The 13,406-nt window shown below is 45.6% G+C and carries 4 protein-coding genes; 2 read left to right on the top strand and 2 right to left on the bottom strand.

Translation table 11 applies throughout. The features are described 5' to 3' along the window. Positions 1 to 144 precede the first annotated feature (144 nt). Together DN068_RS11785 and DN068_RS11780 are read left to right on the top strand one after the other, a co-directional pair. Positions 145 to 765 carry an HAD family hydrolase gene (locus DN068_RS11785; protein WP_110999128.1) on the top strand — a complete coding sequence of 207 codons (621 nt, stop codon included), beginning with the start codon at positions 145 to 147 and terminating at the stop codon, positions 763 to 765. 160 nt (positions 766 to 925) lie between these two features. Further along, positions 926 to 1,489: a macro domain-containing protein gene (locus tag DN068_RS11780; protein WP_207798919.1), complete on the top strand. Its 564-nt coding sequence runs from the start codon at positions 926 to 928 to the stop codon at positions 1,487 to 1,489. Positions 1,490 to 1,736: 247 nt separating this feature from the next. Here DN068_RS11780 and DN068_RS11775 read toward each other — a convergent pair whose 3' ends face one another. Further along, positions 1,737 to 8,324, bottom strand: a complete 6,588-nt coding sequence (locus tag DN068_RS11775; RefSeq protein WP_207798918.1) for an Ig-like domain-containing protein — start codon at positions 8,322 to 8,324, stop codon at positions 1,737 to 1,739. 1,037 nt (positions 8,325 to 9,361) lie between these two features. Beyond that, positions 9,362 to 13,345: a discoidin domain-containing protein gene (locus DN068_RS11770; RefSeq protein WP_110999126.1), complete on the bottom strand. Its 3,984-nt coding sequence runs from the start codon at positions 13,343 to 13,345 to the stop codon at positions 9,362 to 9,364. Between the last annotated feature and the right edge of the window lie 61 nt (positions 13,346 to 13,406).

The following is a 13,406-nucleotide window of genomic DNA, read 5'->3' as shown; positions in this document are numbered from 1 at the left end:
GGTCAATGGTCAATGGTCAAAACAGATAAACTTTTCAAGTTACAACTTAGAACGTACAACTTAGAACGTACAACTTAGAACGTACAACTTAGAACGTACAACTTAGAACGTACAACTTAGAACGTACAACGTACAACTTACAACGTGAAAAAAGCAATCATACTAGATCTGGACAATACATTGTTTGATACGGTGGGAAATGGCGGGCTGATCTTTGGTGCGTTGTTTGAGTTGATTGAAAAGAATGGTGGTTACAGTGGAGAACTGGAACGTATAAAAGAGATGGGTGTGCGTAAGCCATTTCAATGGGTTGCTAATAAATTTCAGTTTACCGAAGAGCTCTATAATGCGAGTATCGCACTCTTGCGCAATCTTTCTGTTGCGGTCAAAATGAATCCTTTTCCAGGATACGATCTCGTGAAAGCTTTGTCTGTAGACAAATTTCTTGTCACAACTGGTTTTACGCATCTGCAGCAAAGCAAGATTGACAGTCTGGGTATTGGCGGTGATTTTAAAAAGATCATCATTGTTGATCCGGATCGTGAAGCGAAAACGAAGAAAGATGCCTTCACAGAGATTATGAATCTTTACGGTTATCAGCCAAAGGATCTGTTGGTAGTGGGTGACGATATAGACTCTGAAATCAAAGCTGCAAACGAATTGGGCATTGATAATCTCATCTTCGATGCGGGCATGGTTGCCGCTGCGAAAGGAAATAAAGTGAGTAGTCTGGCCGAAGTGGTGACGAGAATCGCTGATGTCTGATCGCTGATTTTTTGATTTTCGGGTGTAGGCCTTTGTATTTTCTCATTAAGTTTTATGATTGCGAGATTGGGAAGTAGATTCTAAATTGAAGGTGATGACCATATTTTAAACAAATTTACCCAATATGAAAATTATTTTATCAGATCTATCCTAAAGGCTTTTGGATGCCTGGGCTGAATTCTTCAGGCAAGAGGAAAGCGTTATTATTGTTGAAGGAGACATTACTAAATTAGAATGCGATGCTATGGTCAGTCCGGCAAACTCTTTTGGTTTTATGGATGGCGGCCTGGATTATGCGTTATCAGAAAGATTTGGTTGGGATTTGGAAAAGAGGCTTCAACAACAAATTAAGGATTTGCCTGAAGGAGAATTATTAGTTGGACAGGCCATTCTAATGGAAACAGGAGACGAACAGGTTCCATTTTTGATCTCTGCACCTACTATGCGCATTCCGACAAATTTCAATATTGATACTTCGGTAAATGCATATTTGGCAATGAAGGCAATTCTTATTAAAGCGAAAGCCGATGAGAGAATTGAATCAGTTGCCATTCCCGGTCTTTGCACGGGTGTAGGGCGTATGCAGCCAATGATTGCTGCAAGACAGATGTTTCAGGCATACCAGGAAATTATACTTGGGCAGCGAATGGACTTTGCCAATTTTGGAGAAGCGCAGAAGTACCATTGGAACATTAATCCACAAGGAATGATATGGACACATTAATTGGTTGGGCATTATTTTTGATGTTCTATGTCTATTGGTTGTTAAGAAAAAGCCGCGTCAAAGAGTGGAGATTCGCGGTTTTTCGTTGTGTAAATTTTCAACTATAGTAATACGATAGTAGTTTAACCCATTCGCAGACACAATACATTTTAAATAGCAAAACGTCAGACGATTCGAAGCAGTCCGACTGTTACATAAAAAGGCCGGCTCAATTAAGAGCCGGCCTTTTTCAAAACCCATGTCCCATCTAAAGCACCATCAGTTTGACGTGGAATGTTTCTTTACCATCGCTGATATTGATAACATATACGCCACTAGTTACATTTTGAAGGTTAAACACAGTATGTCCGGTTGCAGCAACATTTTGTTTTGCAACAACCCTTCCGTTCAGATCCAGTACAGTGATAACAGTGTTTGTCATATTAACCGGAGACTCTACGGTAAACATACCGCTGGTCGGGTTAGGATAAACGGTAAACTGTCCGGCTGTGATTGAATTGGTAACTGAAGTTGGCGCTGTGCCGCGTGCAACTGCACTGCTACAATTGTAGCCGACATACGCATCACATTCATCAAATGTCTGGTTAATGAAAGATACTGCGTCACTAACATCAGAATAAGAAGGAACAGTGATGTTGTTTGCACCGGCGCTTCCCGGAGTGAGTGCGCCACCAAGTACAGCATTGGCCAGGGCCAGGAGGTCAGCGACAGAAGCATTAACCGTACCATTTGCAGTCAGGTAATTTACTACACTTGAATTCATCGAAGATGAGGACAGTGGAGCAGTACCAGTTCCGCAAGGGCCTACGCTGATGCTATCGCCGCAACCGCCAGAGATACCTTGTGTCACAAGAGTACCTTGCTGGATCGGTACTGTCAGCAATATGCCGTTTTTCATCCGTCCGTTCAATGCCAGTGCGATTGTTTGAGACAACAGCACGTTGTTGATGCGTCCTTGTTTCGTCAGATAGTTAGTCTGGAAGCAAGATCCTGAAACAGTACTGATGTTACATTGACCAGTGTATACCAGACCTCTAGGAGTTGAGCCACCAGGCATCACTGCATTTACCGTAGCACCGGCTCCGATTGGTATCAGTATGGTTTTTGGTCCGCTACCGATGATCAGATTTGTTGCCAGTAAATGGTTGATGAGTGCCGTAGGACTCGTCCAGAGTGTAACGCCATCGCAGGCTTTACCATTACCACCATAGTAACCTTGTGTATAGCTACAAGCTACGAATCCACAGTCTTTCACATTTACATTCACACTATCAAGAGCGGCACAGCCGTATTGATTAGTGATGGAGTAGTATACTTTGTAAGTGCCCTTAACAACGAGTGCCGAGTTAAACACACCTCCGGACAATGATCCCAGCAGAGGACTTGTCCAGTTGCCGCCTGTTGGCGACGCAATCAGTGTAATCAGCTTGCCGGCGCATACATCTACGCTGTGCGCCATTTGTAGCTGAGGTACAGGATATGCGGTGTCTGTTATCGGAGTTGGCAGACTGCGACAACCGTTCAGCGATTTGCAAAGTACATAGTACGTAGTTGTACTGCTGACTGTCGGACTGTAACTGCTGCCGACGTTCACTCTTATATTAGTTCCAGCATCGCTGAACCAGATAAGGCTATCGCAGTTTAGACTACCCAAAGCAAACATCGCAGTTGAGCCGCGGCCGCAGTGAGCTGTTGGTGTTACAGTAGGTGCATTCGGAATCGTGTTGATGATACCTTTTACAGAAGTAGATGCGCTGACACAACCAGAGCTTGTTTTGCAAGCAACCCAGTAGATAGTGGTGCTTGTCAGGCTTGGATTGTAAGTGCTACCAGTGTTCAGCAATGTGCCTGTCCGCGCAGAATCAGGATACCACAACAGACTAGCGCAAGCATTGCTGCCATTAGCAGTCAGGTGTACAATGCCTGGTCCGCAGTTAGAATCAGAAGTAGTCGTTGGTGCAGCAGGAATCGAGTTGATGATACCTTTTACCGGAGTCGATGCACTCACACAACCAGAAGCTGTTTTACAAGCTACCCAGTAGATCGTAGTTGCAGTCAGGCTCGGATTGAAAGTACTACCCGTGTTCTGCAATGCACTTGTCCGTGCGGAATCAGTGTACCACAACAGGCTGGTACAAGCAGCGCTGCCATTGGCAGTCAGATGTACGATGCCCGGTCCGCAGCTTGAGTCTGGCGTTGTACTTGGTGCAGGTGGAATCGAATTAACGATACCTTTTACCGGAGTTGAAGCACTTATACAACCAGAACTTGTTTTACAGGCTACCCAGTAGATGGTAGTTGCGGTTAAGCTTGGGTTGTAAGTGCTACCGGTATTCTGCAATGCACTTGTCCGCGCAGAATCGGTGTACCATAACAGACTAGTGCAAGCAGCGCTGCCATTGGCGGTCAGGTGTACGATGCCTGGTCCGCAGGTAGAGTCTGGCGTTGTCGTTGGCGCAGGCGGAATCGTGTTGATGGTGCCTTTTACCGGAGTTGATGCACTCACGCAACCAGAAGCCGTTTTACAAGCTACCCAGTAAATAGCAGTTGCAGTTAAACTAGGATTGAAGGTGCTACCTGTGTTCTGCAATGCACTTGTCCGCGCAGAATCCGTATACCACAACAGGCTGGCACAGACAGCGCTGCCATTAGCAGTCAGGTGTACGATGCCTGGTCCGCAGCTGGAGTCAGGTGTTGTTGTTGGTGCAGGCGGAATCGAATTAACGGTTCCTTTTACCGGAGTAGAAGCACTGATACAACCAGAAGCTGTTTTACAAGCTACCCAGTAAATGGAAGTGCTTGATATGCTCGGATTGAAAGTGCCGCCCGTGTTCTGCAATGCACTTGTCCGCGCAGAATCAGTATACCACAACAGACTAGCACAAGCGGAACTACCGTTAGCGGTCAGATGTACGATGCCAGGGCCACAAGTTGAGTCTGGTGTGGTGCTCGGTGCCGGTGGAATTGTATTGATAATACCACTTACCGGAGTTGAAGCACTGATACAACCAGAACTTGTTTTACAAGCTACCCAGTATTTTGTAGTAGCGGTCAGACTAGGGCTGAACGTACTACCCGTGTTCTGTAATGCACTTGTTCGCGCAGAATCAGTGTACCACAACAGACTAGCACAAGCGGAGCTGCCATTGGCTGTCAGATGTACGATGCCTGGTCCGCAGCTGGAGTCTGGTGTTGTCGTCGGTGCAGGTGGAATCGCGTTAACGGTACCTTTTACAGGTGTCGAAGCACTCAGGCAACCAGAAGCTGTTTTACAAGCTACCCAGTAGATCTTAGTACTTGTCAGGCTTGGATTGTAAGTACTACCTGTGTTCTGTAATGCACTTGTCCGTGCAGAATCGGTGTACCACAACAAGCTTGCACAAGCCGAGCTGCCACTGGCAGTCAGATGTACGATGCCAGGTCCGCAGGTGGAATCTGGTGTCGTAGTTGGTGCAGGCGGAATCGAATTAACGGTTCCTTTTACCGGAGTCGAAGCACTGATACAACCAGAAGCTGTTTTACAAGCTACCCAGTAAATAGAGGTGCTTGATATGCTCGGGTTGAAGGTACTACCTGTGTTCTGCAATGCACTTGTCCGTGCAGAATCTGTATACCACAACAGACTAGCACAAGCGGAACTACCGTTAGCGGTCAGATGTACGATGCCTGGTCCGCAAGTTGAGTCTGGTGTTGTCGTTGGTGCCGGCGGAGTCGTATTGATAATACCACTTACCGGAGTTGAAGCACTGATACAACCAGAACTTGTTTTACAAGCCACCCAGTATTTTGTAGTAGCGGTCAGACTCGGATTGAACGTACTGCCCGTGTTCTGCAATGCACTTGTCCGTGCAGAGTCAGTGTACCATAACAGACTAGTACAAGCAGCGCTGCCATTGGCAGTCAGATGTACGATGCCCGGTCCGCAACTGGAGTCTGGAGTTGTCGTTGGTGCAGGCGGAATCGTATTAACGGTACCTTTCACCGGAGTAGAAGCACTCACACAACCAGAACTTGTTTTACAAGCTACCCAATAAACAGAGGTGCTTGATATGTTCGGATTGTAAGTACTGCCTGTGTTCTGTAATGCACTTGTCCGTGCAGAATCAGTATACCACAACAGACTAGCACAAGCTGAGCTGCCGTTTGCAGTCAGGTGTACGATGCCCGGTCCACAAGTTGAATCTGGTGTTGTTGTTGGTGCCGGCGGAATCGAATTAACGGTGCCTTTCACTGGAGTAGAAGCACTGATACAACCAGAATTTGTTTTACAAGCTACCCAATAAATAGAGGTGCTTGATATGCTCGGATTGTAAGTACTACCCGTGTTCTGTAATGCACTTGTCCGTGCAGAATCAGTATACCACAACAGACTAGCACAAGCTGAGCTGCCGTTTGCAGTCAGGTGTACGATGCCCGGTCCACAAGTTGAATCTGGTGTAGTGGTTGGTGCAGGCGGAATCGCGTTGATGATACCGCTTACCGGAGTTGATGCACTCATACAACCAGAACTTGTTTTACAAGCCACCCAGTATTTTGTAGTAGCGGTCAGACTAGGATTGAACGTACTACCTGTGTTTTGCAATGCACTTGTCCGTGCAGAATCAGTGTACCACAACAGACTCGTACAAGCAGCGCTGCCGTTAGCCGTCAGATGTACGATGCCCGGTCCGCAGCTGGAGTCTGGCGTTGTAGTCGGTGCAGGTGGAATCGTATTAACGGTACCTTTCACCGGAGTAGAAGCACTCACACAACCAGAACTTGTTTTACAAGCTACCCAATAAACAGAGGTGCTTGATATGTTCGGATTGTAAGTACTGCCTGTGTTCTGCAATGCACTTGTCCGTGCAGAATCAGTATACCACAACAAGCTTGCACAAGCAGAACTGCCGCTGGCAGTCAGATGTACGATGCCAGGTCCGCAGGTGGAATCTGGTGTTGTCGTTGGTGCAGGCGGAATCGAATTAACCGTGCCTTTCACCGGAGTAGAAGCACTCATACAACCAGAAGCTGTTTTACAAGCCACCCAGTAAATAGTAGTTGCAGTCAAGTTAGGATTGAACGTGCTGCCTGTGTTCTGCAATGCACTTGTCCGCGCAGAATCAGTGTACCACAACAGACTTGTACAGCTTGCACTGCCATTGGCAGTCAGGTGTACGATGCCTGGTCCGCAGGTAGAATCTGGCATTGTAGTTGGTGCAGGCGGAATCTGGTTGACAATACCTGTTACCGTAGCGGGAGCACTCATACAACCCGCCTTGCTTCTGCATATGACATAGAAAGGCTTTGTTGCGGTAAGCGTAGTCGTATAGCTGCTACCGATGGTAACTCTATTATTCAGCGCCTGGTCACTGAACCAAATCAGCGTATCGCAGTTAGCGCTGCCAGTTGCACGTAAAGTAACCTGTCCTGGGCCACAAGTGGAATCAGGAGTTGTAGTAGGTACATTGGAGCCAGGGTTCACAACAAGTACTTTTTGACAACTACTGCTGCAGCCATTTTTAGTAACGGTTACGGAATACGTACCGGCGACGCTGATTGTTCCCGTTGACGCTGTACTTGCCGTAAATCCATTTGGTCCCGTCCAGGAATAACTGTCCATTCCCGTCGCAGCAGTGAAAGAAGAAGTTCCTCCCGAGCATATGGTATCTGTTCCTGTTATGCTACAGACCGGTGCCGGATTGATCGTTAACGGAGTTGAACACGCGGTTAGAATTCCGGACGCGTTGCTTAGCGTATCCCAGATAGTGTAGGCGCCGCTGTTTGCAAAAGTAATAGCGGTCATCTGACTGGTCGGATTTGCGATGGTAACGCCAGTCGAAGGTGTTACGGTCCATTTGTAAGTAGTAGCACCGGCGGAGTCTGTTACTTTATAGTATAAAGTACTACCGGCGCATACGGAGATCGGACACGGAATGGAAACACCACTTGAGTTTACACAGGTAGAAGAAGGAGTGGTCAGATCACCTGGACAAATCGGTCCTGCAAGGGCAATCTGCATTTGCATATCCGAATTACCAAGTTGTCCCAGGTTCCAGCTGATTCTGCGCATGTGGTAAGGAGAGCCGCTGATGCCGCCGGCGGTCAGCACCGGTGTGCTGCCCCAATCGGTGCGTTTTGAAATGTGACCACCCCAGGAGAGTACAGCTGTGGTTCCTGATGGTACGACTTTTACCGTAAAACTGACACTTTCGTCGCTGTTGCTTAAGACAAGGACGGTGGGGTTATAGGAATACGTAATCGTATTCGATCCAAAAGTACCACCCCAAAGTGTGAGACTATTTTGATTGTTTTTTGTACCTCCTCCATTAATGTTATTGAAGGAATTTTTTGCATTGGCCGCTCCCGTTGTTGCTGTATTCAGATAGAGCGGCTGTGTAACCTGCAGATAATCTGATGGCGTAGTGTTGGCAAAGGTGGTTCCTTGCGCACCATCTACCGTTTCAGCAACTTTGTGTGAGGCAAAATTGTGTGGTTGCAACCAGTTAGGACCAGTGATGAAATCCAGCGCATACTTTTGATTGTGCGTGATGTCGTACTGAAGCGTAATGGTTAGCGTATCACCTGGTGTCACGTTACTGATCAGCAGCTGATATGGCACTGATTGTCCTTCTACGTAGTGAGAATTGTTGGTGTTCAGATTACCATTCTGAAATACAACCGGTGATACAGGAGTTGCCAGTTTACCATTGGCTGCCTGTTGCAACGTTGCGGAGGCTGACTGGGCAAACGACGAAAATGAAAAACCAAGAGATGCAATTAGAATCAGTAGGGCACCCCAAAGCGTGGGGCAGGATCGCGAACGTCTCGTTAGAGGGGGCGTGTAAAATTTTGCCATTTCATGTTTCATGTTGGGAGTAATTTTTAAGACATGATTTCTTTTTTTTAGAGATAAAGCCGGGGAGTGCAACGGCACCAATGAAAATGCGTTGTTGGCTGTGATCATTAAAAAAACAGAGCAAGGGTAGCCAGGTGTGTAAAATGCACTGAGCTATCTGACATCATGAGATGACAAATTCAAGAGTGGGATTATAGCAATGCTCTGACAGAATTAAAAAATCAACAGGGGGTCTGTTTAACGTCAAGGGTACAATGAAAAAGAGTCATTAGGGTACAAGAATTGTGTCAGGAGAATGGCAGCGCAGCGACGATTGGCCGGTGCCGCCCATTACTGGTACGGATGTTTGTTGCAAACTCTGCTTCATGAGTTGCTATTTTGCTTTCGTTAAAAAAGGTGGCGGGAGCCACAAATCGATCGCAATATAACAAACGAGTATATATATTTATTATTTCATCATGTAAAGAAACTGTTAACGTATATTAACTATTGTAAATTAACGTTCTATTGTATGTTTAGATTAATTGTTTGATTTTTAATTTATTGCAACCATTGTTTTTAATGTAAAAAAGCGATAAAACATGTGGATAAGACCTCTGGTCTGTAATTATAAAAGCCGGGCGGGTGAGTTTGGGGGACGAGATGTGGCGCCCCGATGCTGAAAATTGCACCTCTGAAGTACCAAAAGCTAGCTCAAAGCACCAATATTGCTGCTCAAAGCTCCAAAAAGCTAGCTCCGAGGTGAAACATTGCTGCTTTGAGGTACCAAAAGCTAGCTCAGAGCTGCAATATTGGTGCTCAATGCTCCAAAAAGGTAGCTCTGAGGTGAAACATTGCTGCTTTGAGGTACTAAAAGCTAGCTTAAAGCTGCAAATTGCAGCGTTGAGCTGAATAATACTTTTTGCGTCGTATTGCGGCAGTAAAAAAGGAGTCGTCCCTAAGAACGACTCCTCTGTTTTTTGTTTTTATAAACGGGGGTTTTAATCCAGGCGTAAAGCGAGCGCTTTACTTAGACTAGCCTGTTTTATTTTTCATCATTATTCAAAGACAACTTTAGTGGTTGCAGCGTTGCCGCCATTTGTAGTTTTGATGATATAAATGCCTGCGGGCAATAAGCCACGTTCTAATGTGATACTATTGGATCCCGCGTGCAGTATTTCGGTTTTGTTTATTATCGTTTGTCCCTGCAGATTCACTACTCGCAGGTTCATCTCGCCGTCTTCCGCATCTTCAATGTGTAATTGAACATTTCCCGGCGCAGGGTTAGGACTTACCAAAACATTGAATCCCGATTCATCACCAGACATACGTGCCGTTGCTAAAGAAGTAATCTTTATCGATGATGTTATGTTATCAAAGCTGTAGTCACCAAGACAAGCATCATCGCTTGTTAATCCTAAAGGATATCCTGAATAACCCGCATCTGAATATAAGGTTACTTTGTAGCCGCCGGAGACTTTTAATGAAGATAACTGGTCGTTGCCAATTCCATCCGAAATTAAATCGTTTATATCGTAGTTACCCAGCGGTAAAGACACTGCTGTACCTCCATAATTACAGTCGGAATAAAAAGTAGCTGCTACAACCGGAGTACTAGTACCAGTCATCACTGTAACTTCTGCAACGTTTCCATATCCGTTATTAGGACTTAGATAACGCACATATCTTGCTGGCACGCCATTAGGATCAACGCTCGCAATGTAGTAATCCTGGAAACTAAGTGTACTGCCTGGAATCTGATAGACTGTAATCGGGTTCGTAAAATTGGCATCAGTACTGATCTGGAACAAGCCGCCTTGCATGCGGTTTTCAAAGGATTGACGTGGCCGGAATTTAATGTAGCGGATATTTTGGCTGGTGCCCAGATCAAGACCTACCCATTGACCATTAGCGCTGCCTGCCGGTGCATCAAAATAAGTGCTCGTGTTATTGTCAAACGCTTTGTCTCTTGTTGAGGTACCATCATAAGAACCAGTGCTGCCCAATACGGTACCAGTCAACTGTGTGCCAGTCACTGCTGCACTACTGACAAAAGAATTGTTTACTGGTTTAACCGCAGTCATCACTGTAATTTCCGCAACGTTTCCATATCCGTTATTAGGGCTCAGATAACGCACATATCTTGCAGCGGCACCATTAGTATCTACACTTGCAATGTAATAGTCCTGGAAGCTGAGTGTACTGCCTGGAATCTGATAGACCGTAATCGGGTTCGTAAAATTGGCATCGGTACTGATCTGGAACAAGCCGCCTTGCATACGGTTTTCAAAAGATTGACGCGGTCTGAATTTAATATAACGGATGTTTTGACTAGTACCCAGATCAAGACCTACCCATTGACCATTAGCCGCACCCGCCGGTGCATCAAAATAAGTGCTCGTGTTATTGTCAAACGCTTTGTCTCTTGTTGAGGTACCATCATAAGAACCAGTGCTGCCCAGTACGGTACCGGTCAACTGTGTGCCAGTCACTGCTGCGCTACTAACAAAAGAATTGTTTACTGGTTTAACCGCAGTCATCACTGTAATTTCCGCAACGTTGCCGTATCCGTTATCAGGGCTCAGATAACGTACATATCTTGCAGACATGCCATTCGGATCAACGCTCGCAATGTAGTAATCCCTGAAACTGAGTGTACTGTTCGGAACTTGATAGATCGTTACCGGATTGGTAAAGGCGGCATCTGTACTGATCTGGAATAGGCCGCCCTGCATACGGTTTTCGAAGCTTTGACGCGGTCTGAATTTAATATAACGGATGTTTTGACTAGTACCCAAATCAAGACCCACCCATTGACCATTAACCGCACCCGCCGGTGCATCAAAATAAGTGCTCGTATTATTGTCAAATGCTTTGTCTCTTGTTGATGTACCATCATAAGAACCAGTGCTGCCGAGCACCGTGCCTGCTAATTGATTAATTGTAGCAGGTAATGCTGTCGTATCTATAAAAGGATTTGCCAAAAGATCGTAAGGTGCGCTATTATTGATATTACATTCCCAAACACCGCGACCATAAGTTGCGAGCCTTAATACCGAAGTAGCATCTCCCACGTTATAAATCATCATTTCGGAAACACTGCAAATAGAAGGCAGTCCTTGATTTGAACTATGATTGGTCCATGCTGTGGTCGTATTGTCTTTGTAGTGTACGTAATTGTCTGCATTTACAAACAGACGTTCGTTAGTGGAATAATCATCGTGGATTATTTTCCGGATATTGGCACCCGAAAGGCCCGTCCCTGTGATGTTTGTCCAGGTTGCACCTTTGTCTGCCGAGCGAAAAATGCCCGCATTACATGAAAGAAATACAACATTAGGGTCGCTCTTTTTCGTTGCGATGCTCGCAGTAATCGAGCAGCTAGCCGGAGTATTCATTTGTACAAATGTCGGAGTGGCAGATAGTGCATTGTCACTGCGAAAAATATGTCCCAGAGCGGTTACATAATAAAGAATATTGCTGTCGGCTCTGCAGGATGCTATATCCATTACTGTTTCGGTATTTGACTGTATCTGTGTCCAGGTTACGTTAGTCGTGTTGATTGTTGAACTACGCCATAGACCCATATAGCCGATAAACGCTGTATTAGGCATAGATGGAACGAACTCCAGTGTAGCGTTGTTGTTTGGGGTGAATGGACTATTGTAGCTCGGAGTATTATTGTCTTGCGTAATGTTTTTGCGCGTGCCTGCATCAAGGTAATATACATTGCCCGGGGTTGTATAATCGAAAACCATTTTTGCACCCCAATCCGCACCTCCGGGACTTCTCCACGTATTGTTCTTAAGGTAAACCTCTCCATTGTCCTGCAATCCGATATCGATGATGCCACTGTTTGTTGGGTTTTGTGCCATATGATATATTTCTGAGGCTGCAATACCATCGCTACGCTGAGACCAGGTCTGTGCTGTAGTATCTGTAGAAAGCCAGACACCACCATCATTAGCACAAAAACGTTGTGCGTTATTGTAAGGGTTAAACTCAATTTGATGCATATCTGTGTGCATTTGAACCGGCCAGTCGGTACGTTTGCTCCAGGTAACACCCCCATCTGTAGATCGCCATACACATTGCGCCACTAATAGAAGTTCATTGGCATTTTGCGGATTACAGGTGATATCCAAATTGTAATCACATTGTGAATTAGATGAAGGAGCCACATCATAACATACCAGACACTGATTCGGATTGTTATAGACAGTGGTAAAGCTTGCACCGCCGTCATTGGAACGCATAACGGTACCATTACAACCACCGCTGCTAACACTAAAAGCAGTAATCAAATAGACAACTGAAGGGTTTGCTGCACTGACAGCAATACGAGTGCCCCAGTTACTGCCTGGAATAGTTACACCATTCGTAATTTGAGACCAGGTATTACCAAAATCATTGCTGGTATAAAATGCGGTCGCAGTGGAGGCATAGAGCTTGTTATTGTTTCCCGGAGCGGTTTTCATATCACGGAACGCTCCCGATTGTTTTAGCGTCCAGGATGCACCGGCGTCTGTACTTTTCCATATTCCGCCGTCCGTTGCCGCTACAATATTATTATGATTAGCGGGGTCCATAAGAATTTCTACCGCCATTCTATTACCCATCCCATTGTTTGCGGGATTCCAGGAGAGACCGCCATCTGTACTTTTGTATATGCCAGAACCATTATTGTAATAGTTTGCATCTCCCAGGCCTAAGTAGAGAATCTGATCATTCGAGTAATCTATGCATATAGCCGAACATGAGGTGCGAGGAAGTTTATCAGTGCCGCCAGAAGGATTCCATGTTTGTCCATTGTTGTTTGAAATAAACAACCCGCCAGAGGCAGACACCGCATACATCGTCTGGTTGTTGGTCGGGTGAAATTTAATTTGGCTGACGCGTCCGATACCTCGTGCGTTCGTCGAACTTTCATTCGTTGGGAAATTAACAGGACCTGTATTTTTCCAGGGTCCCATTGCTTGTTGCGCCTTACTCGTGGATGCCAGCGCAAAAAAAGCAAAAGAGAATATTGATAGTAACTTCATGCTTCGTTTTAATATTTTGACTTTAATAATTACCGTCGATGTTGCTTGTAGCGTGCTATAG

This window comes from Taibaiella soli, assembly GCF_003236175.1.
Taxonomy (GTDB): domain Bacteria; phylum Bacteroidota; class Bacteroidia; order Chitinophagales; family Chitinophagaceae; genus QKTW01.
The sequence above is the reverse complement of the archived record's forward strand: the minus strand, read 5'-3'. Positions and strand labels throughout refer to the sequence as shown.